Here is a 25,362-nt window from a genome sequence, read left to right on the forward strand (position 1 = left end):
AGAAATCGTGTTCGCCGCCTACGTCACGGTCGTCATCCTCGGCGCGGTCTTCAACGGTGCCGCCGCCGTCACCTATCTGATCGGCCACGAATACCCCAAGACCCAGGCGGACATGAAGGGCCTGCCCCGGAAGTGGGTACCGGTGCTGGGCATGCTGCTGGCAGCGGGCACCGTGGGCCTGTTGGCCGGGCTCGCCGTGCCGCTCCTGGGAACCCTCGCCGCCTGCGGCCTCGTGCTGTACTTCATCGGCGCGATCATCGCCCACCTGCGGGTGGGCTCCCGGAACATCGTGGGCGGGATTGTCTTCCTCGCCACGGCGGCGGCCGCTCTGGCTCTGGGCCTTGTCCACCACGGTTTCTGGTAGCCCGCCGGGGCCCGGGAGTTCAGCGGCCGTCACGGTCCGCTCCGCCCCGTCGAGCCGGATCACTCGAACCGCTGCCGGCGCTGTGCGGGGTAAGGGCCGCCGCACAGCGGGCACGCCACTACGGCTGGTTGAACCTGCCGTCGCCGATGTGGCGGACGAACGTCCTGAATTCGTCGGTCGCGAAGGTCAGGGCGGGGCCGCCCGGGTTCTTGCTGTCCCGCATGGCGATGGCTTCACCCATGAACGCCACCTCGACACACTCTCCTTGACCGTTGCTGTAGCTCGACTTGAACCACCGCGCTCGGGTCGGATCGCTGTTCATCACTTGCGCCACTCCTTCACAGCTTCAGCTTGCCACCGTCGGTCGCTCCATGAGCACGCGCATCACGTACGACGCTACGGCCTGTCGCACCCGCCGTCGCCGAGAGTGCGCACGAACGTCCTGAACTCGCCGCCCCCGAAGGCGAGGTCGTGTCCGTTCGGTCCGTTGAAGCCACCCCCGACGTCCGCCCGGACCCGCGCAGACCCCCGCCCGCGCGGGGAGAACGGCACCGAGCCCGCCCGCCGTCTCGCTGCGGACGGCCCACCCGCGCTCGCGCGGGGAGAACGTGGTGCCCTGCTCGTCGCGCGGCGGGACGAGCGGACCACCCCCGCTCGCGCGGGGAGAACTTCGCGCAGGTGTAGTCGTACTGCTGGTGGTACGGACCACCCCCGCTCGCGCGGGGAGAACCCGACGCAGGACGCCCGGGCGGAGGCGGACAACGGACCACCCCCGCTCGCGCGGGGAGAACCGGTCGAAGGACAGCCCCAGGTCGGTGGCGATCGGACCACCCCCGCTCGCGCGGGGAGAACGAGATCTACGCGACCGAGGCCGCCACGCAAGCCGGACCACCCCCGCTCGCGCGGGGAGAACGGAAGCGGAGTCAGGATTGTCACTGTGCGTGCCGGACCACCCCCGCTCGCGCGGGGAGAACGGGCGGTCGGTAATCTGCATGAGGACCTGCCTCGGACCACCCCCGCTCGCGCGGGGAGAACCGCGCAGCTCGCCGCGAGGCTGACGACCGCAGCGGACCACCCCCGCTCGCGCGGGGAGAACCCTTCACGACCTGCGGGTTTGGTGGGGCTTTGCAATCCCTTGACTCGGTCGCTGTCGGCTCACGGGGTCAGTGTGGCAGACCCGCTTGAGGGAATCGCGCGGGTGTGGACGACATCGCTGACTTGGCCCGGCTGTTGTGGCGGGACACCCGTAATGAGGAGCCGGCACAGCGGTCCGTTGACGTATTCGCAGCGGAGCTCGCGCAGTGGTGGTGCGCTCACCAGGGCTCGTACTTGGCGTTCGTGGCCCGACTTCTCCGGCCGGAGATCGTCGGCATGGCCTGGGTCGCGCTCGTCCCTCGTATGCCGAGACCTGGGGCGACGAGTCGGTTGTCCGCGGACATCCAGAGCGTCTTCGTCATGCCGGAGCAGCGAGGCCGGGGGATCGGCTCGGCGCTTGTGGAGGCTGCTTCGGAGCATGCGGCACACCTCGGGTCCCTTCGCGTGACGGTCCACTCCGGTCGCTACTCCCGGTCTTCCCCGGCGTACTGCGCGGCCTGGCGGGACTGCGCGCGGCCGGCGCCGGGATCGGAGTGGTGACGCTCCAGGACCGTCACCGCCTGCCGTGGCTGCTGCCTGCACCGCTCATGGCCTGCCTGGACATCGTGGTCACCCGCCAGGACGCGAAGGTGAAGCCCGCCCCCGACGGCCTGCACATGGCGCTCGCCGCCCTGGACGCGCGGCCGGAGCGGGCGGTGTTCGTCGGCGACAGCCCCGTCGACATGAGTGCCGCCCTCAACGCCGGAGTCACCGCGCTCGGCGCGGGTTGGGGCTGGCACCCGCCGGACGCTCTCGTCCGGGCCGGGGCCCGCCAGGTCCTGGCCGTACCGACCACCATCGGCACCGGGCTGCTGCACCACATATCCCGCGCGCCCGGCCGTACCACCCCGATACGATAGAAGGGCGCCCCGGTTCCCGGGGCGCCCCACTGTACGGTCAACACCCATGGACAGAGGACAGGCGATGCGCGTGACGCGACGAGCGCCCGGCGCCGAGCTGGAGATCTGAGAGCACCCGCTCCACTCCACCTTTCGGCCCGGCTCGGCGCGCGCACCCGCCCATCACCCCCTCACCCCCTTGTGAGTTCACGTTGACCCCACCCACCACCGGCCGCCTCGGCTGGACCGATCTTCCCCGCCTGCTCCGCGACAACCTCACCGGTGCCCTCGGCGCCCCGGTCACCGATGTCGTCACGCCGAAGGGCGGGTTCGGCCACCAGCTCGCCGCCGCCCTCACCGCGGACAACGGCAGCCGCGCCTTCGTCAAGGCCGCCCCCGACGGTGACCCGCTCTCTGCCTCCAACCTTCACGAAGCCCACGTCCTCGCCGCGCTTCCTGCCGGAGCCCCGGCCCCCAGCCTGCTCGGCATCCACCGAGCGGCCGGATGGACCGCCGTCGTCATCGAACACCTCGACGGGCCGCACCCTGATCTGTCCCCCGGCTCCACCGACCCCGGTCACATCTGGGCCCTGCTCGACAAACTCACCGGCGAACCAGCCCCGACCGCTTACGCGGCCGCGGTGACCACCGGCCGGCCCTCCACCACAGCGCGCCTGCACGGCTGGGCCCAGCTCGCGGCCGACCCGCCCGCCGACCTGCCCTCTGCCGCCCGGGCCCGCCTGCCTCGGCTCGCCGAACTCGAAGCGTCCTGGCCGGACCTCGCACACGGGACCCGAATCGTCCACGGCGACCTGCGCGCCGACAACATGGTCCGCGACGCGGACAGAGGCGTGACCTTCGTGGACTGGGCCCACGCCACCACCGGCCCCGCCTGTATCGACGCCGTCTCCCTCGCTCCCCAGCTCGTACTCGCGGGAGCCGACCCCGCCGACGTCGCGCGCGCCCTGGACGAACACCCGGCCGCCACTGCCGAACCCCGCGCCGCGACCGCTTTCCTCGCCGCCCTCACCGGCCACTGGCACCGCAACGCCCGCCTCCCGGAACCCCCAGGAGCCCCCGGACTGCGCGACTACCAGCACCGCGCCGCCTCCGCCGGCCTCGCACTCCTGCTCCACCGTCTTCCCTAGCCCTAGCTAGCCGTCAGGCTCTCAATGCCCACTCGGGCCCTGCGCCGCTGACGCACTGACCGCATGACCCCCGACGCCCCACTGCCCGGCCTCGCCACAGACGAGGAACTGGCTACGGGGCGTCGCGTCGTCCGCTGCGGTATGTGCGGTCGGCCGCTCACCGGCCGGGAAGCACGTCTTCGAGGGCTCGGGGCCGGGTGCAGACACAAGCTCGGCGAAGATGCGACCGTCCGCCGGCCCGGGAGGTTCGAGGTCGAGCAGGACGGGCTGCCGGGGGTGTAGTTCGGCCTGCCGGTCTACACCCCGCCGGCCCGGGCCCGACGTCCAGGCCGGGTGCGGCCGATGCGCCGCTCGACCGCTTCCCGGTGCCGTACCGCGCTCAGCGCCATGGTCTCCAGCGCGGCGAGTGACAGGCCCCCCTGTCCGTCGCGTGCCGCCGCCGTACACCCCGGGTTCGCGCAGTGTGCGGGCGACGCGGTGGCACCCGTGTCGGGGTAGACCATGTTCTCCGGCGGCAGGTAGTGCACCCCGCAGATCACGCAGCAGAACGTCGATCGCATCCCAGCCTCCTAGCTGACCGTACCCTCGCCGCGGCACGTCCCGCAGGCCGCAGTGTATTCCCTCGTCTTCGCGACCTGGTTGCCGTTCTCGTCAAGTTCCACTTCGACCTTCGTGTGGGTCGTCACCCGATCGCCCTGGCATGCCGGGCACGTCTGCGCCATGCCTCCAGGGTGGCAGCCTGGCGCTCGTCGCGCACTCGAACAGAGCAGAACACCCCGCCACCGGACGGCGGCGGAGCGGAGGTGTGCGGGGTCAGATGATCGGCGCCCACTCGTCGGCGCGGTGGTCCGGGTGATCCGAGTACGCGCGCGCGAGGTGGCACAGCACGGGCGTCAGCACGGTGACGGCAATCCTCCCCGGGCCGCTCGTGGCAGCGTCCGGTGCGGCCATGTCCACGACCATCTGGTCGTACATGGCCAGCACACCGCGCGTCGCCTCGACATCACGGAGGACTCGCGCCGGGTCGTAGCGGGCAATGCGCGGGGCATCCTCGGTCGACTCGGACACCGACGCGTCGCCACCCCGGCGCCCACCAGCGATGACATCTGCACCGCCGCAACTGCGGATCGCCCCGGCGTAATCCGAGTCGTCAGCCGACCATGCCCCCGGTGTGGCCGCCCGTGCGTCCGCCTCGTCCTCGTCCAGGCGCGCCCGCAGGAACGCCGCTACCTCCGCTGCTACGACTTCGTTCTTCATCGCGTGCTGCTTTCCTTGCTTGCCGGTGGTGCGGATGAGCTTAGGGCGGGTTCGGCGTAGCTCGGGTCGTCCTCGTGGCACGGCCCCCGGCACTGGCGTCCCCGGCACGGCAGCGGGCACCAGGCGGCGCCGATCAGCCAGCCGGTCTCGGGGCGCCGTGCGGGCCACGGTGCAGCGGGGCCCGGTGCAGGCGAGGCGCTGGCCGAGGTGCTCCGGCTCGCGCAGGCGGTTCCCCACCGTGCTCCGATCGGCGGTCACGACGCCTCCCGGTGGCAGGGCGCGACCGGATGGACGCACCAGTTCGCAGCGGTGAGCACGACCCGGCTCCCGTTGCAGCAGGTGAGGAACAGAGCCATCCGGTTGTCGTCCACGGTGCCGCAGCGGTCCAGCCCGTCGGCCGGCCGGTGGTAGACGACGTGCTCACCGACGGGCGGCACGTAGCCGCTCAGGGTCGGGTCGCCGGGGAACGCCAGGGTGAGTGCCCAATCGAGGTCGAGCGCGGACCACCCCGCTCGCGCGGGAAGAACGGCGGCGGGAAGAGCGGCCCGACCTCGGGCGGCCGGACCACCCCGCTCGCGCGGGGAGAATCGGCGGTGTGGCGTGACGGGCCCGGAGCACTACCGGACCACCCCGCTCGCGCGGGGAGAACGCGCTGCACCGCTTCATGACACACCGCAGAGCCGGCCCACCCCCGCACGCGCGGGGAGAACGAACTGGAGTCGGCCGTCCCCGACCGGGGCCTCGGACCACCCCCGCACGCGCGGGGAGAACGACCCGACGTTTTTGAGAACGCCGCCGATTTGCGGACCACCCCCGCTCGCGCGGGGAGAACGCCCGCCGGACCGCCTGCGCGTCATCGAGGGTCGGACCACCCCCGCTCGCGCGGGGAGAACCGCTCGAACCCCTCTCGGCAGCCTGCGTTGGGCGGACCACCCCCGCTCGCGCGGGGAGAACTCAAGCTCAAGCCCGCGTGGACGGCGCTGCAACGGACCACCCCCGCTCGCGCGGGGAGAACGTCGTAGTCCATGAACGCGGCCTGGACCTCGGCGGACCACCCCCGCTCGCGCGGGGAGAACACGGGGCCCACTCCTGCCGGTAGTCGGGGTGGTGGACCACCCCCGCTCGCGCGGGGAGAACCCTTTACGACCTGCGGGTTTGGAAGGGCTTTGCAATTCCTTGGCTCGGTTGCTGTCCGCTCACTGGGCCAGTGTGTCAGACCCACGCGACCGGCCCTCGAACGCAGCGGCGCCCGACCGGGCTTGCTGGTCGGGCGCCGCTGGTGCCGTGTGGCCTGGGCGTGGTTACGACGGGTTGAACTCGCCGCTGCTGATCCCTTGGACGAATGCGCGGAACTCGCTCGGTGTGAAGACCAGGGCGGGGCCGTTGGCGTTCTTGCTGTCGCGCATGGCAACCCGGTGACCATCGAGGAAGGCGACCTCGACGCACTGTCCGTTGTTCGCGGAACGGCTGGACTTGCGCCACACCGCTCCCGTCAGTTCTGAACTCTTCACGGCTGAAGCTCCTTTGTCGCTCGATGAAGAAGGTCCCGCGTCTCCTCGTCGTTCAGGGCGGAACCCCAAATGGATTGGAACGCCGCGTCGTAGCGTTCGACCTCGTTCGACTTGTCCAGGTACAGGTCCCCGGTGAAACCGTCGACGAAGACCGTCGGCGGCTCGCTCGGCTGTCCGTCGCCGTTGACGGGGAAGCGCAGCATCGTGAACGGCCCGGACATGATCCCGGCGTGCATGCCGACCCCGAAAGGCACCACGCGGATGGAGACGTTCGGAAGTCGCGACATCTCCGCCAAGTACTCAAGCTGCGCGGACATTGCGGCGCGTCCGCCGATCGGACGGCGGAGCACAGCCTCGTTGAGGGCTACCTCCAGTGCGGGCGGCGCGGTAACCCTGGTCAGCAGTGCTTGCCTGGCGAGCCGCACATGCACACGCCGTTCGATCTCCTCGTCACCTACGTTCGGGTTGTCCTCGCGGATCAACGTGTGGGCGTAGTCCTTCGTCTGTAGAAGTCCGGGCACCAACTCAGTGGTGTACTGGCTCATCCGGGCCGCCGCTTCTTCCAGCCCGATGTACAGGTCGAAGTTCTCCGGGATCACGTCACCGTACGCGTGCCACCAGCCCCGGCCCTTCGTCTCCTTGGCGAGGCCCATGAGCGCCTGGGTCATCTCGGCATCAGCGCCGTACGCCCGGCACATGGCCTCAACGTCCAGACTCCGCATGGACGTTTGCCCGGTCTCGATGCGCCAGATCTTCTGATCTGACCACTCCAGGGCTGTCGATGCCGCACGTACGGTCAGCCGCGCGCGATTGCGCAGCTCGCGCAGGTGTCGGCCCAGTTGACGGCGAGGCACGGTCGAACCGTTTGCCGCTTCCACCACTTGGTGTACCTCCGATCTGGAACTCAGCTTACATCCGTAATGGAAGCCTGTGTCTTCTCATTATGGAATGGGAGACAGGCGTTCGAACATTTGGCTTCCTGATTTCCAATCTGGAGTGTTGCATATTCGAGCTTTCCAGTGCTTCACTCTTCTCATCACGCAGGGCACAGAGAGATTGACGCCTCGTGATCGAGGGCGGGCTGACGTGGCACAAACCGTTACCGCCCCCCACCCACTATGAGGAGGCGGGATGAAGCCACCCATCTACGGCTACATGCGGGCGTATGACAGGACGCCGGAGTCCCAACTGTTGCGGGATGAGCTGGTGTTGTTCCAGTGGGCGCAGGCTGAGGGGTATGACCTGGCGCTGATTTACAAGGAGGTCGACGAGGGCAGCGTCGCGGAGTTGGGCGAGCTGGTGGAGGAGTTGCGGCGTACGGGGGACCGTGCGGTGGTTGTGCCGTCGATCGCGCACTTGGGTTCGGGCCGCGTCCTCCAGGACCACTTGTGGGCGTATGTCGTGCACTGCGCCGACGCTGAGATCCATGAAGCGGTGGTGGCCCGGTGACGGCGCCGGTGGAGATGCGTGTGTGCTCGGTCCGGCTGGCGGCGGTGCCGGCGGCGGTCCGTCTGTCGCGAGCGTTCGTCCGGCGGACGCTGACCGGCTGGCAGCTGTTGGAGCGGGCCGACAGCGCCCAGCTGATCGTCAGCGAGCTGGCCACCAACGCGGTGAGGGAAGCCACCGGCATCGGTCCCAACCCCTTCCCCTTCCCCTTCCCGTTCACCTCCCCGCGGCGCGAGGCGGCCGGGGCGCGCCATGTCATCGGGGTGCAGCTGCGCCTGGTCGACCGGCGCTTGTACGTGGAGGTGTGGGACGGGGGCGGCGGTACGCCCGCCGTGGCGGCGGCGTCCGGGGATGCCGAGGGCGGGCGGGGGCTGCTGCTGGTGCAGGCGCTCAGTGAGCGGTGGGGCACCGCGCACCCGGCGGCCGGCGGCAAGGTCGTCTGGTCGGAGCTGGAACTCACCGCCCCGGCCGACTCGCCGGCTGCGCGCACCGGGTTACCGCAGGGGTGCCCGGACGGTCATGACCCGGCGGTCTGCGAGGAGTTGCGGGTCGTGGACTTCGCGCTCATGCAGCGCGTGGTCGACGGACTCTGCTCCGCGCCGCGCCACAGCACCGGGACGGCGGCGGTCGTATGACCACGACCCCCACCGGGACCCGTACCCGTACTCGTACGCGCAGGCGCCCGGGCGTGCTGCACCAGGAACCGGCGGCGGTGACCTGGGCCCGGGAGAAGTGCGGCCTGACCAAACGGGCCCTCGCACAGGCCGTGGGCATCTCGGAACAGCTGGTCGGTGAAATCGAGTCCGGCTGGCGCAACGCCACCCCCGCCAACCTGGCCAGGATCGCCGACGCCCTGAACTGCCCGGTGGTCTTCCTGGAGCGCAAGCGCGCACCTCTATCGGCGTAGGGCCCGAGCCCGGCCCCGGGCCGCCCCTGCCCTCAAACGCCCGGGCGGGCTCAGTGTTCGGCCACCCGGCCCGCTACGTCGCCCCCGGACGCGAAGCACAAATCACACCGACAGGAAAACGGAGACACCAACCGTATGACGACCCGCACCCCCGACCACCCGGCCACGCAGAAGCCCACCGCCTGGCCGCACCCGATGGTTCCCTACATCGCCACCTGGAGCGCGGAGCAGGTCCTCAAGCCCGCCGTGGTGTTCGACCGGCGGCGCGGGCGTATCGCCTACGGCGACGAGGTGCCCGCCGACCGCGACAGCCACGGCGCGCTGTGGAACCGCATCACGCTCAGGCCCGGCCAGGGAACGCCTCAGCTGGGCAAGGTCCACTCCCTGCGGCAGCGCCGCGCCATGCGACGCCTCCTGTGTCAGGTCTGCGCGGGCCCCGCCGACCTCAACGAACACGGCATGCTCTGGCTCCTGGGCGACTACTCCCAGGACTGGCCGAACTGGCCCCACGGCATGGCCACCCCGCACCCGCCCGTCTGCCTCCCGTGCGCGTGGAAGTCCACCCGCGCCTGCCCCCACCTCACCACCGGCTTCGCCGCCGTACGCGTGAAGCAGTACCCCGTCGTCGGCGTCTACGGCGGCATCCACAACCCGGGTAACCCCAGCCAAGGACCCCTCATCGACGAAGTCGTCGGCTACCACCACCCCAACATCCGCCACACCATCGCCTACCAACTCACCCGCCAACTCCTCGACTGCCAACCCGTCGACCTCAACACCGAGATCGCCAACGCACGCGGCCGCACCACCGCGACCTGAACCGACGCCTCCCACGGGCGGACGCACAAAGGCCGGGCACAGCCCGGCTCGCGCGGGGGCGGAAAGCGGACCACCCCCGCTTGCGCGGGGAGAACGCCGTCGGTGCCCTCCACATTCAGCCCCACGCCGGACCACCCCCGCTTGCGCGGGGAGAACGCGAGGAGGACCGGCGCCACCCTGATGAGGATCGGACCACCCCCGCTTGCGCGGGGAGAACTGGTGGCCGCATGTCCACGATCTGCGTCACGTCGGATCACCCCCGCTTGCGCGGGGAGAACAGGCGCGTCCTCAAAGGCGCTGAGCTGCGAGACGGATCACCCCCGCTTGCGCGGGGAGAACGTCGTCCGCTGGTTCAACGACAACGGGGGCAGCGGATCACCCCCGCTTGCGCGGGGAGAACGGACGCTGACGGACAAGCACAGCGCGATCGAGCGGATCACCCCCGCTTGCGCGGGGAGAACGCTGGTCTGATCGGCGTTGCTGTTCATGCGGGCGGATCACCCCCGCTTGCGCGGGGAGAACCCTTTACGAGCTGCGGGTTTGGAGGGGTTTTGCGATTCCTTGACTTGGTCGCTGTCGGCTCACGGGGTCAGTGTGTCAGACCCATGTGAGGGCATCGCGTGGGTCTGGCCGGGTGCGGTTTGGAGGTCCGAAGCGCGCGTCGTGAGCCTCGCTGCTGGCCCCGGCAGTTGAGCCACCTGCACTACCACCCGCCCCGCCGGAGACCCCGTAATCTCCGGATACCCCAACTCCGCGGGCGTCACGGCCGGTACCCGGAGTTGCCGCAGCGCCGGAATGTGTTCGACTGCCTTATGACCAAGCCCCCCAATCCCGGCGGCTACGCGGCCGAAGTGGAACTGGAGATCGATCAGTTCACCGTCGTGAACCCTCACGAGGCCACCGCCGCCGTGCGCTGCGTGCTCGGGCCGGTTCGTCGCGGCGCTCGCTTCGACCGCGTCCGTGAATCGGCGGAAGCCATCGACCTGGAGTTGACGCGGATTGTCGTCTACGGGCGTTCCGTCGATGAACTCGACCCCGTCCACACCGCGTTCGTGGCCCTCCGAGGCACAGGAGTCCAACTCCTCACCCGAGCCACCCCGCGCTCCGGCCGACAGGCCATCCAGGGAGCCAACCCGCCGCCATGACGCTTCGTATTCCCGAAGCTGCGCGGCCTCCGGCCGGCAAACACGGTGCTGTTCAAGACGGCTCCAACGCCGTGATCACACCGAACACAACAAGGTCTTCGCCGTCAAGGCAGAGGGAGCGTGCACGTGGGGCGGAAAGGATTCAGTGGGCGGCCGCGTGGGCGCGGACGCGGGGGGCCGCGTCCTTGTTCAGGGCGACGCGGACCAGCGCGGCCGCGAGCGTCGCGGGGTCGGCATCGGGGGCCGGCCGCATGAGGCGGGGCGGGCTGGCGGGAAGGCCGAGCCGTTCCGCGCCTTGGAGGGCCTTCGCGTCGATGTACGGCGCCGCCTCCGGCCATACGTTCTGCACCTCGCGCAGGAAGATGTCCGCGCCCGCGGGCCCGAGCCCGGGGAACTCCCGCAGCAGCCTGCGGATCTCCGCCACGTCGCCGCCGGCCTGTTCCCGCAGCCGCCGCAGGTCACCCCCGTACCGCTCAGTGACCAGCCGCGCGCCGTCGCCGAGCTGCGTCGCGGTCCGCTCGTCGTAGCGCCGGTAGCCGCCCCGGCCGAGAGCGTCGACCCGCTGCTGCCACGTCGCCTCGGCCATTCGTTTCGGATCGCGCATCCCGGCCGCGCTCAGCTCCTTCGCCGCCGCTACGGCCACCCCCGCGCGGATACGCGCGCTGAGCAGACAGGACAGTACGAGCAGCCGGTAGAGCGGCTGCGGAGTGTCGGTGAGACGGATGCCCGCCTCGTGGGCGTACGTGCGCCCGTAGTCGTCCAGCAGTGTGCGCAACACCTCGCGCTGTGTCGGGGCCATCCGGATTCGCCTCCTGTACGCCGGTACGGGGTGGTCGGACCCTGCGCGTACCCGACGCGGCGCCGCCCAACCCCGCGCCCGCAACCCCGCCCCGCTCAACCCCGCGTGGCCCACGCCCAGCGCGCGCCACACCCCCGACCCCCCGCCCCTACCCGTGCGCCGCCCGCACCGCGTCCACCGTGTCCGCGTCCTGCGCCCGCTTGTCCTCGCGGTAGCGCAGCACGCGGGCGAACCGCAAGGTCAGACCGGCCGGATAGCGGGGAGAGGTCTGCACCCCGTCGTAGGCGATCTCCACGACCAGCTCGGGCCGGACGGTCACCACATGGCCGTCGTCGCTGACCGCCAGGGTCCGCAGCCGCTCGGTCTGCCAGTCGAGCAGTTCGTCGGTGAGCCCCTTGAACGTCTTGCCGAGCATGACGAAGGAGCCGTCCTCCGCCCGCGCGCCCAGATGCAGATTGGACAGCTTCCCGGTCCGCCTGCCGTGGCCCCACTCGGCGGCCAGCACCACCAGGTCCACGGTGTGCACCGGCTTGACCTTGATCCAGGAGGCGCCGCGCCGCCCGGCCGCGTACACACTGTCCATGGACTTCACGACGACACCCTCGTGGCCCCGGTCGAGCGTCGCGGCGTAGAACTCCTCGGCCGTGCGCAGCGCCAACGGGTCACCCGGGTCCTCGACCACCGTCCGCCGGACCCGCATCTCGGCCGGGACCAGCAGCTCCAGGGCCGCGTGCCGCTCCCCGTACGGCAGGTCGAGCAGATCGTGGCCGTCGAGGGAGAGCACGTCGAAGTAGACCGGGTGCACCGGCATCGCCTCGGCGGCGGCCGCCACGTCGACCCGCGAGCCGACCCGCCCGGCGGTGACCTGGAACGGCCGGGGGCGGCCCGCCGAGTCGAAGGCCAGCACCTCGCCGTCCAGAATGCAGCGATTCGCCTCCAGGGCCTCCGCCGACGCCACGATCTCCGGCAGACGGTCGGTCACGTCGTCCAGCGTCCGGGTGAAGACACGCACCAAGGCGCCGTCGCAGTGCACCTGCACCCGGATGCCGTCGAGCTTCTCCTCCACCGCGCACGGGCCCGCCTTGCGGACCGCTTCCTCGACGCTCTTGGCGGAACTGGCCAGCATCGGCAGCAGCGGCCGCCCGACGGTGAGCGCGAACTCCGCCAGCCCCGCCGGGCCCCGGGCCAGCAGCGCCTGCGCGACCGGCTCCAGCGCGCCCGCGAGCATCACCGCCCGCCGCACCTCGGCCGCCGGTGCCTCCGTGGCCGCCGCCAGGCCCTCCACGGCCGCCGCGTCCAGCGCGCCCTGCCGCACCTCGCCGGTGATCAGACCGAGCAGATACTCCTGCTCCTGAGCGGTCGCCGCACCGAACAGGTCCTGGATCAGCGCCCGCCGCCCCGCCTGCGCGCCCGTGCCCGACACCTCGCCGACGGCGGTCAGCGCCGAGTCCACCTCCCGCACGGTCAACGTCGGCTCGCTCGCGGGGTCGGCCCGGTCGCGCAGCACCGACCAGCCCACGCCGAGCCGCCCCTGCGGGAGGCGGCCCGCCAGATACGCGATCGCCATGGGCATGTCGGCCGGCTCGGCGACCCGGAAGAAGTCGGCGAGCAGCGCGGTCTTGCGGGACCGCGCGGAGGTCCGCGCGATGTCCCGCGACACCTGGGCGACGTCGGCGAAGAGCATGTCCCCATCCTGCTCCGGACCGCCCGATCGCGCGCTCTTTGCGGGCCGATTTCACTCGAACGTGTGTACGAGCATGCGTTATGCTCGACATATGCACCACCAGCAGGCGTCCCTCTTCGGTATCGGCGACCCCGGCCTGGGCGACCTGGCCGGGGTGCGCCGTACGCCGCTGGGCCGGGGCGCCTGGATCGACACCCTGCCCGGCTGGCTCGACGGCGCCGACGACCTGTTCGAACGGCTCGCCGGGCGGGTTCCCTGGCGGGCGGAGGAGCGGCGGATGTACGACAACGTGGTTGCCGTACCCCGTCTGCTCGCCCATTACGGCGAGGGCGAGCCGCTGCCCGACCCCGTACTCGACCTGGCCCGTGCGCGGCTGAGCGCGCACTACGCGGCCGAACTGGGCGAGCCCTTCGTCACCGCCGGGCTCTGCTACTACCGCGACGGGCGGGACAGCGTGGCCTGGCACGGTGACCGGATCGGACGCGGCGACACGCACGACACCATGGTGGCGATCCTCTCGCTGGGCGAACCGCGTCCTTTGCTGCTGAGGCCGAGGGGCGGCGGCGGGGGCACCGTACGCAAACCGCTCGGACACGGGGACCTGATCGTCATGGGCGGGTCCTGTCAGCGGACCTGGGACCACGCGATCCCCAAGACGCGGGCGGGGGTGGGAGGGCGGATCAGCGTGCAGTTCCGGCCACGCGGGGTGCGGTGAGGTGGGCGGCGTGGCGGCGTACGGGCGCGCGGCGCGTCCCAGGTGCGGCGCGCCCTCAGTGTTCGTCCGCGCTCGCCGCGCGGCGGTCCCGGTCGGCAGGCGTGTCCGTCGAGGTGTCGCTCCGGGCCGGGCCGTCCGCGGAACTGCCCACTGCGGAAGCGCCGTCCTCCGACCCGCCGTCCCCCGAAGGGCTCCGCGCCGACCGGCCGCCGAAGATGTCCACCAGCGCCACCACCAGGGCGAGCGCGGCCAGCCCCGTCGCCGTCACCAGGCCCAGCTGGAAACCGCCCGCCCAGTCCGCGTGCCTGGCGTCGATCCGTGAGAAGAAGACCGAGCCGACCGCCGCGATGCCGGCCGCCGAGCCGATCCGCTGCGCGGTCTGGAGCACCCCGCCCGCGCTTCCCGCCCTGGCCACGGGCACGTTGCTGAGCGTCAGGGTCTGGTTCGGCGCGATGACCAGCCCGCTGCCGATTCCCGCCACCAGCAGCGGCCCGGCGGTCGCCCACCCCACCGACTGGCCGCCGTCGAGATGCGCGGCCAGCGCGGTCCCGAGCAGCCCGACCACCACCGTCGCCAGGCCTGCCGCCACCAGCGGCCGTCCGACCCTGGTCGCCATCCGCCCGCCCACCGCGGCCGCCGCGCCGGAACCCAGCGCGAACGGCATGATCGACAGGCCCGCCTCCAGCGCTGAGTAGTGCTTCCCGTTCTGCAGATAGAGCGTGAGGATGAAGAAGACCGCCGTGAAACCGGCGAAGTACAGCAGCGACAGCAGCACCCCGAGCCCGTACGAACGCTGCCGGAACAGCTCCAGGTCGACCAGCGACTCATGCCTGTGGGCGTAGCGCCGCTCCCAGCCGGTGAAGCCCGCGAGGATCAGCAGCCCGGTGGGCACGAGCAGCCATTTCAGCGGGCCCTTCCACTGCTCCTCCTGCACGAACGGCAGCAACAGCACCACCGTGCCGACGCCCAGCAGCAGAACGCCGACCGGGTCCAGATCGCTGTGCTTCCGCCCGCCCTTGTCCTCACGGCCGGGCGGCGCGGGCAGCAGTCGGTACGCCAACGGCAGCGCGGCCAGTCCGATCGGCAGATTGACGTAGAACACCCAGCGCCAGCCGTCGTGCGTACCGAACGCCTGGATCAGCAGGCCGCCGAGGAGCGGACCGACGGCCGTCGACACGCCGATCGTCGCGCCCAGGAGGCCGAACGCCCGGCCGCGCTCGGCGCCGCGGAACATCTGCTGGATGAAGCCGGACACCTGCGGTACGAGAACGCCGCCCGCCGCACCTTGCAGCAGCCGGGCGCCGATCAGCCATGTCTCGTTCTGCGCCGCTCCCGCGAGCGCGCTGGTGGCGGTGAAGAACACAAGCCCGGCCATGAACACCGCGCGCCGACTGCGTACGTCACCGAGCCGCCCGGCCGGCACCAGCGCCAGACCGAAGGTGAGCGCGTAACCGGACAGCACCCACTGCAGACCGCTCTGGGAGGCGCCGATGCCGGTGCGGATCGAGGGCAGCGCGACATTGACGATGCTCACGTCGAGCAGCGTCATGAAGCCCGCGGTCAGGCAGACCGCGAGAGCGGGCCAGCGGCGGTCTCGGCCGCCGCCGGCCTGCTGCTGGGGTTGGGGATCGCGCGCTGTGCCCACGACCTGTCCCTCCCCTGCCGCCGGTGCACGTACGCGGACTCGAATGCCCAGGGCGCGCACGCTCATGCCTTCGGGTGAAAGCGCCTGGGCCGTCCGAGTGAGCGGGCCGCACAGAGCGGTGGGTACGCGGTGTGCCGGGCGGGTACGCGGAGGGTGCGAGGCGGGTCGCGGCGGGTCGCGAGGCGTTGCCCGACGTACGCGCGGCCGGGTCGTACGGGGCCGGGGGAGGTGGCCGGTGCACCGTGCGCGTCGGCTGTTCCGGGCGGGGGAGGGGGAAACGTTATGACCGTTTCCGTCCCGCTTGCAGGGGTAGGCGACCCGGCGTAGTCAGGGGAGACGGGCCACCTGCGACCGGCCCTCACCCCCGACCTCAGCCCAACCCGAGAGGACGTGATGTCCGTGGCCACCGCGATTCTGGTGGCGCCCATAGGCGTCGAACAGAGCGAACTGACCTCCCCGTGGGAGGCGCTGACCGCGGCCGGCCGGGCTCCGCACCTGATCTCCCCGGTCGCCGGAACGGTCCAGGGCTACCACTACCTCGACAAGGCCGACACCTTCCCCGTCGACCTGGCCGTCGACCAGGCGTCCACCGCCGACTACGACCTGCTCGTCCTGCCCGGCGGCGTCCCGAACTCCGACGCGCTGCGGCTGTACGGCAACGCGGTCGCGTTCGTCCGGTCCTTCTTCGACGCGGGCAAACCGGTCGCGGCGATCTGCCACGGGCCCTGGATGCTGGTCGAGGCCGATGTGCTGCGCGGACGCACGCTGACGTCGTGGCCGAGCCTCAAGACCGACATCCGCAATGCCGGGGGCATCTGGGTGGACGAACAGGTGAGGGTCTGCAAGGAAGGGCCGAACACCCTGATCACCAGCCGGATGCCGGCCGACGTGGACGCGTTCAACGAAGCGGTACTCAACGAAATGAGCGCGACGACATGACTCTGCCCAACGGAGCCGGCTGGGGCGACGACGTCTACCAGCCCGACGACAGTGAGATCCGCGAGGACGCCGGACCGCTCGAACCCGAGGACACGCTGATGGACCGGGGCATCGACCAGGTGCTCGACGAGGGCTACTCGCCGCCCGATCGGTCGCTGGCCGTCGAGGGCACGGGGACGACGGCCAACGAGCAGCGCGACGGCGAGTCCCTCGACGAGCGGCTGCGCCGCGAACGGCCGGACGCCCAGGCCCCCACGGGTGACGGGCTCGGCGACGCGCCGGGGACCGACGGTGAACTCCTCGACCCGGAGGCGGGCGACCGGCGCAGCGGGCGGCTGGTCGGCCCGGACGAGGGGGCGCACTCGCGCCAGGAGGGGCTGACCGGGCAGGAGGTCGGGATCGACGGGGGCGCGGCGACGGCGGAGGAGGCGGCGGTGCATGTCATGCCGGACGAGGAGGACGTCGAGGGCACGGCGTGAGACCCCATAAGCCGCGAACTGCCCTCAAAAGTTCGTTAGACCCTGTAACAAGCGCAAGACCCGCACGTGAAGATGAGGAGCCGGTGCCATGAGCGAAGTGAGCGAATCCCACGAGCCGGGTGGTCCGGCCGCTGCCGCCCGCCGCGTGAGCGACGGCCCGAACGGCACTCCGCGCGAGCAGCCGATCGACCCTGACGCCCCCGCGAGCCCGCACCCCCCTCACGGCTCCACCCTGGCCGGCCACTCCAGCCACCTCCCGCGCGGCGTCGGCGCCTCCCTCGTCACCTCCGGCGGCCTCATCCTCGGCATGGTCGAGGACCTGCGGATGCGCAACGCCACGGCGCCCGAGGATCTGCGCCCCCTGGCCGACACCTTCGCCCGGCACTGCGCCGCCAAGGAGGCCACCGTCCTCAAGGTGCTCGAACGGCACGGCGCCGCGTCGACCGTCGTCAAACGCGACCGCCAGGAGGGTGAACTCCTCCAGGGCATCCTCGACCGCGCGCTGGCCGGCCGGCACCCCACCGACACCCGGCTGCTCACCATCGACGGCGCGCTGGCCCAGATGTACCAGTACCTTTTCCATGAGCGGCGTGACCTCGTACCGGCGCTGGAGCGGGTCGTGCCGGCGGACGAGAGCGCGACTCTGGCCACGGCGTTCGAGGCGATCGACGAAGAGTGAACAGGCACTTCTCTCATATGACGTACCGGGCGGCCGGTGAGGCCCTGCCCGGCGGGGGGACACCGGCGCTGTCGGCGCCCGTGTCCGAAAGGGGCTCGAACGTGGACAGCGCGGACACACGGCGGGCCGTACGGACGACGGCACCCGTCCCCGTACGGTCGCGCGCACGGGCGGCGGCGCCCCGATGAACGCGCCCGCACCCGCACCCGTCCCCGCCGCCGTGCCCGCGGCGACTTTCCGCCATCCGGCGCTGTTCTACCGTGACGAGGCCGAGTACCTGGCGGGCACGCTGGACTTCGTCCGCGCGGGGCTCGCGGCGGGCGAACCCGTCGCCGTCGCCGTGCCCGCCGCGCGGCTCGACCTGCTGCGTACCGCTCTCGGCCCGCACGCGGACCAGGTGCGTTTCGTCGACATGTCCCGGGCCGGGCGCAACCCCGGCCGGATCATCCCCGGAGTGCTGCGCGCCTTCTGCGACGCCCACCCCACCGGCCGGGTCCGGATCATCGGCGAGCCCGTGTGGCCCGGCCGCACCCCGCTGGAGTACCCGGCCTGCGTCCAGCACGAAGCCCTGATCAACGCCGCCTTCCACGGCCGCGACGTCACGATCCTGTGCCCGTACGACGCGGGCGGGCTCGACGCCGACGTGCTGAGCGACGCGTACGCTACGCACCCGGTCGTCATCGAGGGCGGGCGGCGGCGGACCAGTACGCGGTACGCCCCCGAGAGCGTCGTGGCCACGTACAACGTGCCGCTGCCCGAGCCGGGACGGGCGGCGCGGTTCGCGTTCGACGACGAACGGCTGCGCGGGGCACGGCAGTTCGCGGTCGAGGCGGCCGCGGAGTTGGGCGTGACCGGGAGCCGGCTCGACGACCTGGCCATCGCCGTCGCCGAACTGACCACCAACAGCGTGCTGCACGGCGGCGGTTCGGGCGTGATCCGGGTGTGGTCCGAGGACGGTCAGGTGGTCTGCGAAGTCCGCGACGCCGGACGGCTGAGCGACCCGCTCGCCGGCCGCCGGGTGCCGCCGCCCGGACGGCCCGGCGGACGCGGCCTGCTGATGGTCCATCAGCTCGCCGACCTCGTCCGCACCCACGCCGCCCCCACGGGCACGGCCATCCGCTTCTACCTCACCCTCCGCTAGCTCGCTGCCGCGCCGGGTCACGGGGTGGGCCGCCAGGCCCCCGTAGCGGGCCCGGGGCCCCGCCTCCGTACCGACGCCGCACCGGCCGCCCCGGGCCTGCTCGTTCGGCCCCGGCCCGGGCACGGGAAAAGGACCGGATTCAACCTTCATCTCCTGCTGCGACGAAGCCCCCGCAGGGCCCGCTTCACCCGACGAATGTTCGACCCTTCTACGTCCCCGTCGCGCCCTCCGCCGCCGCCACCCCCTTTGGCTTCAACTCATGAATGTCTCCCGGCCCCTTGACGCCGGGGGACCGTGCTGGCTTTATGTGAGGCGGCGTCGATATGGGAGCGCTCCCACAGGTTCCCGTGGAAGCGCTCATCCCCCCACGCAACGTTGAAGGGACCACCTCTGTGAATCGCCTTCTCGCACGTTCCCGCTCCAGACTTTCCCGCCGTGTCGGGCTGCGCCCCGCCGCAGTGGCTCTCACCGCTCTCGCGGCGATGCTGCTGCCGTTCACCGCGACCCAGTCCGCGCACGCCGCGACCACCACGTGCGAGCCGCAGGCGACGATCGCGGCCGGGGACTACACGATCCAGGCCAACGAGTGGAACTCCACCGCCAAGCAGTGCATCACCTACTCCGGCGGCACGGCCTGGTCGCTGGACACCGCCAACTTCAACCTGGCCACCAACGGCGCCCCCGCCACGTACCCCTCGATCTTCAAGGGCTGCCACTGGGGTGAGTGCACGGCCAACAGCGGGCTGCCGATCCAGGTGAACAAGCTCGCCAGCTCCACCTCCTCGTGGACCACCACGCAGCCGTCCTCGGGCGCGTACGACGTCGCCTACGACCTGTGGATCAACTCGACGCCGACCACCGCGGGCCAGCCCGACGGCACCGAGATCATGATCTGGCTCAACAGCCGCGGCGGAGTACAGCCCTTCGGCGGCAAGACCGGCACCTCCTCGGCCGCCGGCCACAATTGGGACGTCTGGACCGGCAAGCAGACCTCCTGGAAGATCATCTCCTATGTCCTCCAGGGCGGCGGCACGTCCTTCAGCAACCTCGACATCAAGGCACTGATCGACGACGCGACCAGCCGCGGTTCGGTCAACGCCTCGCACTACCTGATCGACGCCGAGGCCGGCTTCGAGGTCTGGCAGGGCGGCCAGGGCCTGGCGAGCAGCAGCTTCTCCTTCAACGCCAGCGCCACCACCGGCGGCGGCACCACCAGCGGCGGTACCGGCGGCACCGGCGGCACCGACACCCAGGCGCCGACCGTGCCCGGCAACGTGACCGTCACCGGCACCACCGCGAACTCCGCGTCGCTGAGCTGGTCGCCCTCCACCGACAACGTCGGCGTCACAGGCTACGACGTCTTCCGCAACGGCCAGGCGGCCGGTTCGGTCACCGGCACGTCCTTCACCGACTCCGGGCTGAGCGCGTCGACCGCCTACACGTACACCGTCAAGGCGCACGACGCCGCCGGCAATGTCTCGGCCGCGTCCGCCGCGGTGACCGCGACCACCGCGTCCGGTGGCGGCAGCACCCCGCCCCCCACCGGCGGCAGCGGCTGCTCGGCCGTGTACACCGTGAGCAGCGACTGGGGCAACGGCTTCACCGCCGACGTCACGGTCACCAACACCGGCACCTCCGCCACACACGGCTGGACGGTCGGCTGGACCTACGGCGGCAACCAGAAGGTCACCAGCGGCTGGAACGCCACCGTCACCCAGTCCGGCGCCGCCGTGACGGCGGCCAGCCAGAGTTACAACGGGGCGCTCGCCGCCTCCGCCAAGACCAGCTTCGGCTTCCAGGGAACGTACAGCGGCTCGAACGCCGTGCCGACACTGACCTGCACCGCGAGCTGAACGACCGCTGAGAGCGCAGGCCCGGCCGACGGGGATGTCCCCGCCCGCCGGGTCCGCGTGCGTCCGGGGCCGGTCCGGCCGTACGGGCACCCGGGCCGCCGGATACGCGGGGCCCGCGACCCTGCGCCCGTACGCGAAACCCGCTTGTCCGCGGACCCCGCCCGCCACCAGGCTGTGATCATGGGACGTTCCTTCGACGAACTGGTGGCCGAGGCCGACGCCGTGTCGGTGGACGGCTGGGACTTCTCCTGGCTGGACGGCCGGGCCACCGAGCAGCGCCCCTCGTGGGGCTATCAGCGCGCGATGGGCGAGCGGCTGGCCCGGGCCGGCGCGGCGCTCGACATCCAGACCGGCGGCGGCGAGGTGCTGGCCGGCGTACCGGCGCTGCCGCCCCTGATGGCCGCCACCGAGTCCTGGCCGCCGAACCTCGCCAAGGCCACCGCGCTGCTGCACCCGCGCGGCGCGGTCGTCGTCGCCGACCCGGACGAGCCCCCGCTGCCCTTCGCCGACGCGGCCTTCGACCTCGTGACCAGCCGGCACCCGGTGACGGTGTGGTGGGAGGAGATCGCCCGGGTGCTGCGGCCGGGCGGCACGTACTTCTCCCAGCACGTCGGCCCGGCCAGCGCCGTGGAGATGGTCGAGTTCTTCCTCGGCCCGCAGCCCGGGGCCGCGCGCAACGCCCGGCACCCCGACCGGGCCCGCGCGGGCGCGGCGGCGGCCGGACTCGAAGTGGTCGATCTGCGCCCGGAGTCGCTGCGGATGGAGTTCCACGACGTCGGCGCGGTCGTCTACTTCCTGCGCAAGGTGATCTGGACGGTGCCCGGCTTCACCGTCGACGCCTACCGCGAGCGGCTGCACGACATGCACGAACTCATCGAGTCCGAGGGCCCGTTCGTCTCGTACTCGACCCGCTACCTGATCGAGGCGCGCAAGCCCGCGGCCGGGGAAGCTGTTCTCGATCCCCGGGACTGAGCGGGTTCGAATCCCGGGGCCTGCCCGGCGGCCGTGGTGGTCGTGCTCGCCGCGGCCTTGTCCTCGGCAGTCATGGTGCGCGCTCCGATTCGGCCAAAGGCGAGGACTCGGCAGTCCGCGTCCGCCTGCCTGCGGGCAGGCAGCGGCCCGCAGTGCCTAGGCTGTGATCACTACGGAAGGGTGGTGCCATGGACGCCGACTCCCGGACCAGGGCCGCGATCGAGGAGCACTGGCGGGCCTCGGAACGCGGGAACACCGAAGCCGAGCACGCCATTTACGCCACGGACGCGATCCTGGACTATCCGCAGTCGGGTGAGCGGTTCCGGGGGCGCGCGACGATTTCGGCGCAACGCGGCGGGCACCCCGCCGACCGCCACTTCACCGTCCGGCGGATCACCGGCCACGGGAACCTGTGGGTGAGCGAATGCACCATCACCTATGACGGCGTGCCTTCGTACTCGGTGAGCGTCATGGAGTTCGCCGACCGGCAGGTGGTGCACGAGACGCAGTACTTCGCCGACCCCTTCGGCGCGCCGGCCCGGCGGGCCGCTCTCGCGGAGCCGATGCCGGGCCGAAGCATCGCCGGAGCCTGACCCCTGGCCCCTGCCCCTGCTCGGTTCCTCGCCGCCCGCGCGGGACGCGTACGGCCGTCGATCCGATACGGCCGAACGCGCGGCCGCCGAGCCGGGGAGGCGTTCTCCGAGCCGGAGGGGGGACGGAGGGCGGACCCCGGCACGGGCCGCGGCCCCGCCGAAGAGGGCGGGGCCGCGGTCGTCGGTCGGTGCGGGCTCGGGCTCAGTCCTGGATCAGGTCGAACTCCTCCCAGGGGCCGATGGCCGTGCGGTTGGCGATCAGCGCGGCGGCCCCGGCGTTCTCCGCCGTCACGTACTGGTTGTCCGCGTGCGCCCGCAAAGTCACCGCGCCGTCCGGGTCGTGGATCAGGTCGAAGGTCTCCGCGGCGCCGACGCTCGTACTGCTCGCGATGAGCGAACCGGCGCCGTTGTTCGGCGCGGTGACGTACTTGTTGTTGGCGTGCGCGCGCAGCGCGACCGTGCCGTTGCCGAGGTCGATCTCGTCGAAGGTCTCCCAGGGGCCGATGGCCGTACGGTTGGCGATCAGCGCGGCGGCGCCCGCGTTCTCCGCCGTCACGTACTGGTTGTTGGCGTGGGCGCGCAGGGTGATCGCGGTCGTCTGGCCGGGAGGCGTGGTGCCGCCGCCGGAGCCGATGGTGGTCTGGCCGGTGAGCTTGATGTCGCGGGAGGAGGCGCCGACGTAGATGGTGTTGGTGCCGGCGGCGTTGGTCCAGCCGTTGTTCCAGAACTGGAAGCTGCGGGCGTTGAGCGTGACGGTGACGTGCTGCGTCTGGCCCGCGTTGAGGCTGACGCGCTGGAAGCCGCGCAGGTTCTTGGGCGGTTCGCCGGCGGAGGTGGGCTGGCCGACGTAGACCTGCGGGACCTCGGCGCCGGCCCTGCTGCCGGTGTTCTTGACGTCGAAGGCGACCGTGACGTTACCGGACGCGTCCGGTGCGGAGACGGTCAGTCCGGAGTAGGCGAAGGTCGTGTAGGACAGGCCGAATCCGAAGGGGTAGAGCGGGGTCTTGTTCTGCGAGTCGTACCAGCGGTAGCCGACGTTGAGGCCCTCGCTGTACTGCACGGTCCCGTTCTGGCCCGGCCACTGCGCGGTGGTGTGGGCGGGGACGTCGTTCAGGGAGACGGGGAAGGTGACGGGGAGTTTGCCGGAGAAGTTGACGTCGCCGTAGAGCAGGGCCGCGATGGCGTTGCCGTCCTCCTGGCCGGGGTACCAGTTCTCCACGATGCCCCGGACCGCGTCGGCCCACGGCAGCGCGATGGCCGAGCCGCTGTTGATCACCACGATCGTGTTGGGGTTGACCGCGGCCACGTCGGAGACCAGCTGGTTCTGGTCGCCCGAGAGGCTGATGTCGCCGAGGTCGGCGCCCTCGCCCTCGGACTTGTTGACGAAGACGATCGCGGTGTCGGCGTTACGGGCGGCCGTCACCGCCTGGCCGTGCAGGTCCTGGTTGGGGATCTGCCAGCCGAGTTCGAGTTCGCTGCCGCCGCCGTCCTGGAAGTAGTCCACCTCGATGCTCACCGGCTGATTGGCCGTCAGGGACACCGTGCCGGTCTTGGTGGTCGTCGGCTGGTTGGCCCAGTTCCCGATGACCTGCTGGCCGTTGATGTAGAGACGGCTGCCGTCGTCACTGCTCAGCGCGAAGGTGTACGTTCCCGTGCTCGGCGGGGTCAGGGTGCCGGTCCACTTCGCGGACCAGCCGGTCGCGGGGACCCCGCTCTTCGGCGAGGCGCCGCCCCACAGGAAGTTGAGCGTCGGGTCCACCCCGGAGGCGATCGGGGAGCCGCCGAGCGAGGTGCCGTTGTAGAACTGCCCGTACAGACCGTGCCCGCTGCCCTGGGAGGGCGTCAGATACGGGCTGTCGACTATCTCGCCGCCGGGGGAGGCGTACCCCTGCGCGTAGGTGACCGAGGCGCCGCCGCCCGCACGGGTGGTGATCGCGGAGTAGGGCGTCACGACCGAGGAGGAGCCGACGTGGGCGCTGCCGCCGCCCGCGGACAGGGCGTTGGGGCCCGCGTCGTCGCCGATGACCGCGATCTTCTTGTTCGCCGAGCCCAGCGGCAGCGCCGAACTCGCGTTCTTCAGCAGGACGCTGCCCTCCTCGGCGACCTGCCGGGCGGTGGCCTTGTGCGCGTCCGTGGTGACCGGGGTGGTGATGGTGCCGGTCTGCGTGGTGTCGAACAGACCCGAGGCGAACATCGCGGTGAGGATACGGCGGACATGCCCGTCGAGGTTGGCCTGCGAGACCTGGCCGCTGTTGACCGCGTTGGTCAGCGCCGTGCCGTAGAAGTCGCTGCCGTTCATCTCCTGGTCGAGACCGGCGTTGGCCGACGCGACCGTGGAGTGCGTGCCTCCCCAGTCGGAGGTGACGAACCCGGTGAAGCCCAGGTCGCCTTCGAGCACCTGCTGGATCAACCGGGCGTTCTCGCAGGCGTAGGTGCCCGCGACCGAGGCGTAGGAGCACATCACCGAGTACGCCTGGCCCTGTTTGACCGCCGCCTCGAAGGCCGGCAGATAGATCTCCCGCTGGGCGCGCTCGGACAGGATGACGTTGTCCTGCGCGTTGTTGCGGTTGGTCTCCTGGTTGTAGTCCGCGTAGTGCTTCACCTGGGCCATCGGGCCCTGGCTCTGGATGCCCTGGATGTCGGCGGCGCCCAACTCACCGGCCAGGTACGGGTCCTCGCCGAGCGATTCGAAGGCGCGGCCCCAGCGCGGGTCACGGACGATGTTGATCGTCGGGCCGAGCACCACATTGGCGCCCTTGCCCCACTCCTCGTTGCCGATCACCTGGCCGTAACTCTTCGCCAGGTCACGGTCCCAGGACGCGGCGGCGGCCACCGGGGCCGGGAGCTGGGTGACCCCGCCCGCGCCGTCGGCGACGCCCGCCGGGCCGTCCTGAAGCCGCAACTGGGGAATGCCCAGGCGGGTGTTGGCGTCCACGCAGGCGCCCCACGCGCACTGCGCGCCGCCGTGCATCATCGTGATCTTCTCGGCGTTGGTCATCTGCGCCAGCAGTGCGTCGGCGCGCTGCGCCGGGGTGTCCGCGGCGTTCATCCACGCCTTGGGGGCGGCCGTCGTGGCGGCCGGGGCGGGCAGGGTGCCGGTGGTGAAGGCGGTCAGCGCGGCGACCGCGACGGCCACCACGCTCGCCAGCAGGGGGCGGCGTCGTCGTCTCATGGCCACTCCGTTCGGGTTCGGCGGGCGGCGGGGACCGCTCGCGCCTGGGGGGATGGAGCCCTGGGAAGTGCTGCGGTGCGGCAGTACGGCCGGAAGGCGGCGCGCGAACGGATGGCGGCCC

General features: G+C 71.6%; 27 protein-coding genes, 1 pseudogene and 2 CRISPR repeat arrays. Of the genes and pseudogenes, 18 read left to right on the forward strand and 10 right to left on the reverse strand.

Annotated elements, in window-relative coordinates; all coding sequences use genetic code 11:
• The first annotated feature begins 7 nt into the window (after nt 1-7).
• Nucleotides 8-364, forward strand: coding sequence for a DoxX family protein (locus OHA30_RS31450; RefSeq protein ID WP_328917255.1), 357 nt, complete (start codon nt 8-10; stop codon nt 362-364).
• A gap of 118 nt (nt 365-482) precedes the next feature.
• Here OHA30_RS31450 and OHA30_RS31455 read toward each other — a convergent pair whose 3' ends face one another.
• Nucleotides 483-686 carry a DUF397 domain-containing protein gene (locus tag OHA30_RS31455; protein WP_328917256.1) on the reverse strand — a complete coding sequence of 68 codons (204 nt, stop codon included), beginning with the start codon at nt 684-686 and terminating at the stop codon, nt 483-485.
• 257 nt (nt 687-943) lie between these two features.
• Nucleotides 944-1,460: a CRISPR direct-repeat array (repeat unit 29 nt; unit sequence CGGACCACCCCCGCTCGCGCGGGGAGAAC).
• A gap of 104 nt (nt 1,461-1,564) precedes the next feature.
• Here OHA30_RS31455 and OHA30_RS34120 point away from each other — a divergent pair.
• From OHA30_RS34120 to OHA30_RS31470, 4 genes and pseudogenes are all read left to right on the forward strand, one after another.
• Nucleotides 1,565-1,999, forward strand: coding sequence for a GNAT family N-acetyltransferase (locus tag OHA30_RS34120; RefSeq protein WP_405784961.1), 435 nt, complete (start codon nt 1,565-1,567; stop codon nt 1,997-1,999).
• A pseudogene (locus tag OHA30_RS34125) lies at nt 1,933-2,358 on the forward strand (HAD family hydrolase); the annotation flags it as partial. The gene OHA30_RS34120 and the pseudogene OHA30_RS34125, both read left to right, overlap by 67 nt.
• 191 nt (nt 2,359-2,549) lie before the next feature.
• Nucleotides 2,550-3,485 (forward strand): phosphotransferase family protein, encoded by a 936-nt coding sequence (locus OHA30_RS31465; RefSeq protein WP_328917257.1) that lies wholly within the window; start codon nt 2,550-2,552, stop codon nt 3,483-3,485.
• 63 nt (nt 3,486-3,548) lie between these two features.
• Complete coding sequence (locus OHA30_RS31470; RefSeq protein ID WP_328917258.1) at nt 3,549-3,767, forward strand: DUF6011 domain-containing protein; 219 nt, start codon at nt 3,549-3,551, stop codon at nt 3,765-3,767.
• A 14-nt stretch (nt 3,768-3,781) separates the two neighbouring features.
• Here OHA30_RS31470 and OHA30_RS31475 read toward each other — a convergent pair whose 3' ends face one another.
• From OHA30_RS31475 to OHA30_RS31495, 5 genes are all read right to left on the reverse strand, one after another.
• Nucleotides 3,782-4,045 carry a hypothetical protein gene (locus tag OHA30_RS31475; RefSeq protein ID WP_328917259.1) on the reverse strand — a complete coding sequence of 88 codons (264 nt, stop codon included), beginning with the start codon at nt 4,043-4,045 and terminating at the stop codon, nt 3,782-3,784.
• A 253-nt stretch (nt 4,046-4,298) separates the two neighbouring features.
• Nucleotides 4,299-4,742 (reverse strand): DUF6221 family protein, encoded by a 444-nt coding sequence (locus OHA30_RS31480; RefSeq protein WP_328917260.1) that lies wholly within the window; start codon nt 4,740-4,742, stop codon nt 4,299-4,301.
• Nucleotides 4,743-4,996: 254 nt separating this feature from the next.
• Complete coding sequence (locus OHA30_RS31485) at nt 4,997-5,179, reverse strand: hypothetical protein (protein ID WP_328917261.1); 183 nt, start codon at nt 5,177-5,179, stop codon at nt 4,997-4,999.
• A 183-nt stretch (nt 5,180-5,362) separates the two neighbouring features.
• Nucleotides 5,363-5,879: a CRISPR direct-repeat array (repeat unit 29 nt; unit sequence CGGACCACCCCCGCTCGCGCGGGGAGAAC).
• Between the two features lie 164 nt (nt 5,880-6,043).
• The gene (locus OHA30_RS31490; protein ID WP_328917262.1) at nt 6,044-6,253 is read right to left on the reverse strand and encodes a DUF397 domain-containing protein; all 210 of its coding nucleotides are present in this window, start codon (nt 6,251-6,253) and stop codon (nt 6,044-6,046) included.
• A complete protein-coding gene (locus OHA30_RS31495; RefSeq protein ID WP_328917263.1) occupies nt 6,250-7,134 on the reverse strand; it encodes a helix-turn-helix domain-containing protein in 885 nt (294 codons plus the stop codon). Before OHA30_RS31495 ends, OHA30_RS31490 begins: the two co-directional genes overlap by 4 nt.
• Before the next feature lie 250 nt (nt 7,135-7,384).
• Here OHA30_RS31495 and OHA30_RS31500 point away from each other — a divergent pair, with 250 nt between their 5' ends.
• From OHA30_RS31500 to OHA30_RS31520, 5 genes are all read left to right on the forward strand, one after another.
• Nucleotides 7,385-7,702 carry a hypothetical protein gene (locus tag OHA30_RS31500; RefSeq protein ID WP_328917264.1) on the forward strand — a complete coding sequence of 106 codons (318 nt, stop codon included), beginning with the start codon at nt 7,385-7,387 and terminating at the stop codon, nt 7,700-7,702.
• Complete coding sequence (locus OHA30_RS31505) at nt 7,699-8,334, forward strand: ATP-binding protein (protein WP_328917265.1); 636 nt, start codon at nt 7,699-7,701, stop codon at nt 8,332-8,334. The genes OHA30_RS31500 and OHA30_RS31505 overlap by 4 nt, the downstream gene beginning before the upstream one ends.
• Nucleotides 8,335-8,387: 53 nt before the next feature.
• Nucleotides 8,388-8,606 (forward strand): helix-turn-helix domain-containing protein, encoded by a 219-nt coding sequence (locus tag OHA30_RS31510; protein ID WP_328917266.1) that lies wholly within the window; start codon nt 8,388-8,390, stop codon nt 8,604-8,606.
• 135 nt (nt 8,607-8,741) lie between these two features.
• Nucleotides 8,742-9,425: a hypothetical protein gene (locus tag OHA30_RS31515; RefSeq protein ID WP_328917267.1), complete on the forward strand. Its 684-nt coding sequence runs from the start codon at nt 8,742-8,744 to the stop codon at nt 9,423-9,425.
• Nucleotides 9,426-10,237: 812 nt separating this feature from the next.
• Nucleotides 10,238-10,570, forward strand: a complete 333-nt coding sequence (locus OHA30_RS31520; protein WP_328917268.1) for a hypothetical protein — start codon at nt 10,238-10,240, stop codon at nt 10,568-10,570.
• Between the two features lie 142 nt (nt 10,571-10,712).
• Here the strand turns inward: OHA30_RS31520 and OHA30_RS31525 are convergent, their stop codons facing one another.
• Nucleotides 10,713-11,369 carry an endonuclease gene (locus OHA30_RS31525; RefSeq protein WP_328917269.1) on the reverse strand — a complete coding sequence of 219 codons (657 nt, stop codon included), beginning with the start codon at nt 11,367-11,369 and terminating at the stop codon, nt 10,713-10,715.
• A gap of 148 nt (nt 11,370-11,517) precedes the next feature.
• The gene (locus OHA30_RS31530; protein ID WP_328917270.1) at nt 11,518-13,053 is read right to left on the reverse strand and encodes an ATP-dependent DNA ligase; all 1,536 of its coding nucleotides are present in this window, start codon (nt 13,051-13,053) and stop codon (nt 11,518-11,520) included.
• 91 nt (nt 13,054-13,144) lie between these two features.
• Here OHA30_RS31530 and OHA30_RS31535 point away from each other — a divergent pair, with 91 nt between their 5' ends.
• On the forward strand, nt 13,145-13,768 hold the full coding sequence (locus OHA30_RS31535; RefSeq protein WP_328917271.1) for an alpha-ketoglutarate-dependent dioxygenase AlkB: 624 nt from the start codon (nt 13,145-13,147) through the stop codon (nt 13,766-13,768).
• A gap of 55 nt (nt 13,769-13,823) precedes the next feature.
• Here OHA30_RS31535 and OHA30_RS31540 read toward each other — a convergent pair whose 3' ends face one another.
• Nucleotides 13,824-15,317, reverse strand: a complete 1,494-nt coding sequence (locus OHA30_RS31540; RefSeq protein WP_405786023.1) for an MFS transporter — start codon at nt 15,315-15,317, stop codon at nt 13,824-13,826.
• A 495-nt stretch (nt 15,318-15,812) separates the two neighbouring features.
• Between OHA30_RS31540 and OHA30_RS31545 the strand changes: the two genes are divergently transcribed.
• The 7 genes from OHA30_RS31545 to OHA30_RS31575 all read left to right on the forward strand — a co-directional run bounded on the left by OHA30_RS31545 (nt 15,813) and on the right by OHA30_RS31575 (nt 22,069).
• Nucleotides 15,813-16,352 (forward strand): type 1 glutamine amidotransferase domain-containing protein, encoded by a 540-nt coding sequence (locus OHA30_RS31545; RefSeq protein ID WP_328917273.1) that lies wholly within the window; start codon nt 15,813-15,815, stop codon nt 16,350-16,352.
• On the forward strand, nt 16,349-16,831 hold the full coding sequence (locus tag OHA30_RS31550; RefSeq protein ID WP_405784954.1) for a DUF5709 domain-containing protein: 483 nt from the start codon (nt 16,349-16,351) through the stop codon (nt 16,829-16,831). Before OHA30_RS31545 ends, OHA30_RS31550 begins: the two co-directional genes overlap by 4 nt.
• An 88-nt stretch (nt 16,832-16,919) precedes the next feature.
• Complete coding sequence (locus tag OHA30_RS31555; protein WP_328917274.1) at nt 16,920-17,510, forward strand: hypothetical protein; 591 nt, start codon at nt 16,920-16,922, stop codon at nt 17,508-17,510.
• 184 nt (nt 17,511-17,694) lie between these two features.
• Nucleotides 17,695-18,651 (forward strand): sensor histidine kinase, encoded by a 957-nt coding sequence (locus OHA30_RS31560; protein WP_328917275.1) that lies wholly within the window; start codon nt 17,695-17,697, stop codon nt 18,649-18,651.
• Nucleotides 18,652-19,109: 458 nt separating this feature from the next.
• Complete coding sequence (locus OHA30_RS31565) at nt 19,110-20,504, forward strand: GH12 family glycosyl hydrolase domain-containing protein (RefSeq protein ID WP_328917276.1); 1,395 nt, start codon at nt 19,110-19,112, stop codon at nt 20,502-20,504.
• A 180-nt stretch (nt 20,505-20,684) separates the two neighbouring features.
• Nucleotides 20,685-21,476 carry a class I SAM-dependent methyltransferase gene (locus OHA30_RS31570; RefSeq protein WP_328917277.1) on the forward strand — a complete coding sequence of 264 codons (792 nt, stop codon included), beginning with the start codon at nt 20,685-20,687 and terminating at the stop codon, nt 21,474-21,476.
• Between the two features lie 188 nt (nt 21,477-21,664).
• Complete coding sequence (locus OHA30_RS31575; protein WP_328917278.1) at nt 21,665-22,069, forward strand: nuclear transport factor 2 family protein; 405 nt, start codon at nt 21,665-21,667, stop codon at nt 22,067-22,069.
• A 202-nt stretch (nt 22,070-22,271) separates the two neighbouring features.
• On the opposite strand, the gene OHA30_RS31580 is transcribed toward OHA30_RS31575, so the two are convergent.
• Entirely contained in the window at nt 22,272-25,241 is a 2,970-nt protein-coding gene (locus OHA30_RS31580) for a glycoside hydrolase family 3 C-terminal domain-containing protein (protein ID WP_328917279.1), read from the reverse strand.
• Nucleotides 25,242-25,362: the final 121 nt, after the last annotated feature.

It is taken from the genome of Streptomyces sp. NBC_00223 (genome assembly GCF_036199905.1).
In the GTDB taxonomy this organism is placed as follows: Bacteria; Actinomycetota; Actinomycetes; order Streptomycetales; family Streptomycetaceae; genus Actinacidiphila.

Bases quoted from the DNA above. Each gene is read 5' to 3' on its own strand.
- OHA30_RS31540 (WP_405786023.1), bottom strand. From the start codon at position 15,317: ATGACGCTGCTCGACGTGAGCATCGTCAATGTCGCGCTGCCCTCGATC.
- OHA30_RS31500 (WP_328917264.1), top strand. From the start codon at position 7,385: ATGAAGCCACCCATCTACGGCTACATGCGGGCGTATGACAGGACGCCG.
- OHA30_RS31470 (WP_328917258.1), top strand. From the start codon at position 3,549: ATGACCCCCGACGCCCCACTGCCCGGCCTCGCCACAGACGAGGAACTG.
- OHA30_RS31560 (WP_328917275.1), top strand. From the start codon at position 17,695: ATGAACGCGCCCGCACCCGCACCCGTCCCCGCCGCCGTGCCCGCGGCG.
- OHA30_RS31455 (WP_328917256.1), bottom strand. From the start codon at position 686: ATGAACAGCGATCCGACCCGAGCGCGGTGGTTCAAGTCGAGCTACAGC.
- OHA30_RS31555 (WP_328917274.1), top strand. From the start codon at position 16,920: ATGAGCGAAGTGAGCGAATCCCACGAGCCGGGTGGTCCGGCCGCTGCC.
- OHA30_RS31530 (WP_328917270.1), bottom strand. From the start codon at position 13,053: ATGCTCTTCGCCGACGTCGCCCAGGTGTCGCGGGACATCGCGCGGACC.
- OHA30_RS31580 (WP_328917279.1), bottom strand. From the start codon at position 25,241: ATGAGACGACGACGCCGCCCCCTGCTGGCGAGCGTGGTGGCCGTCGCG.
- OHA30_RS31515 (WP_328917267.1), top strand. From the start codon at position 8,742: ATGACGACCCGCACCCCCGACCACCCGGCCACGCAGAAGCCCACCGCC.
- OHA30_RS31550 (WP_405784954.1), top strand. From the start codon at position 16,349: ATGACTCTGCCCAACGGAGCCGGCTGGGGCGACGACGTCTACCAGCCC.
- OHA30_RS31525 (WP_328917269.1), bottom strand. From the start codon at position 11,369: ATGGCCCCGACACAGCGCGAGGTGTTGCGCACACTGCTGGACGACTAC.
- OHA30_RS31570 (WP_328917277.1), top strand. From the start codon at position 20,685: ATGGGACGTTCCTTCGACGAACTGGTGGCCGAGGCCGACGCCGTGTCG.
- OHA30_RS31480 (WP_328917260.1), bottom strand. From the start codon at position 4,742: ATGAAGAACGAAGTCGTAGCAGCGGAGGTAGCGGCGTTCCTGCGGGCG.
- OHA30_RS31535 (WP_328917271.1), top strand. From the start codon at position 13,145: ATGCACCACCAGCAGGCGTCCCTCTTCGGTATCGGCGACCCCGGCCTG.
- OHA30_RS31475 (WP_328917259.1), bottom strand. From the start codon at position 4,045: ATGCGATCGACGTTCTGCTGCGTGATCTGCGGGGTGCACTACCTGCCG.
- OHA30_RS31520 (WP_328917268.1), top strand. From the start codon at position 10,238: ATGACCAAGCCCCCCAATCCCGGCGGCTACGCGGCCGAAGTGGAACTG.
- OHA30_RS31575 (WP_328917278.1), top strand. From the start codon at position 21,665: ATGGACGCCGACTCCCGGACCAGGGCCGCGATCGAGGAGCACTGGCGG.